We start from the raw sequence: 1,009 nt of genomic DNA on the forward strand, positions 1-1,009 counted from the left end.
CCGCCCCGCAGGGATTCGGGGTTGGCCTCAAGGGTCACTTCTGCCTTGGGGGCCAGATTGAAGTAGCGCCCCAGGCGCTCCATAATCAGGGCGATCACGCGGGGCGGCAAGAGACTGGGCGTGCCGCCGCCAAAAAATACGGTCTGCACCGGGCTGCCGCCCAGCCTGTCGCCCCAGTGGGCAAGCTCCATAAACAGGGTATCCACATAGTCACGCACGGCCGGAGACGACACGGGGTCCACGCCGCGCCCCAGCGGGCTGGAGTAAAAGGCGCAATACCGGCAGCGCGTGCTGCAAAAGGGAACATGTATATATACGAGCATAGGCTTTCCAGTGACAGAAAAATGACGCGGGCAAGGGGACGCAAGACGCCTTGCGGCATTCTTGCAAAGAACATGCCCCACCATGCCCGCAGAGCACGCTCCTGACAAGCCCCGAGCCGCGGCGCAAACAGGTGGAAATCTCGCCCACTGCACAACGGGCCGCCAAAATACCCTGCGTCTTTCAGCCGGAGGCAATCCCGCGCCCTTGGCAAAAAGCCCCCGGCAGCGTATATTCCCCTCCCGGACAGGCCGCCGCATCAGGCAGGCCGTCAGCCGTCAGCCGCATCTTTGCGGCATACAGCGGCACATATGAGGAGAATGCAGCCCATGGACATACGCTTTCAAAATCTTGGCCCGGAACACTGGAAGGGCGAAGTCATGCTGGCCCCCGTCTGCCAGGACGAAGTCCTGACAGAAGTTTGCCCCCTGCTGGACAAGGCCGCCCCCTGGCTGGCCATTGCCCCCGCCCTGCGCGACTTCAAGGGCAAGGCCGGTGAACTGGCCCTCATGCACGGCCACCCCGAGCTTACCATACCCCGTGTACTGGCCGTGGGCCTCGGCCCCCGCGAAAAGGTGGACACGGCAGGCATCCGCAAGGCTGTTGCCGCTGCCGTGCAACTGTGCCGGCAGAAGGGCTTTGGCTCCATTCTCCTGCCCGAACCTGCCCTGGCCCGCCTGCCCGGCGA

2 protein-coding genes are annotated in these 1,009 nt (G+C 64.1%); one reads left to right on the forward strand and one right to left on the reverse strand.

All coding sequences use genetic code 11. The features are described 5' to 3' along the window. A partial coding sequence (locus V6C16_RS14125; protein WP_333543543.1) for a radical SAM protein occupies positions 1-323 on the reverse strand: 323 nt, incomplete at its 3' end. Between the two features lie 327 nt (positions 324-650). Here V6C16_RS14125 and V6C16_RS14130 point away from each other — a divergent pair. Continuing rightward, the coding region (locus tag V6C16_RS14130) for a M17 family peptidase N-terminal domain-containing protein (RefSeq protein WP_333543544.1) at positions 651-1,009 on the forward strand (359 nt) is incomplete at its 3' end.

It is taken from the genome of Desulfovibrio sp. 1188_IL3213 (assembly GCF_036763145.1).
Classification (GTDB): domain Bacteria; phylum Desulfobacterota; class Desulfovibrionia; order Desulfovibrionales; family Desulfovibrionaceae; genus Desulfovibrio.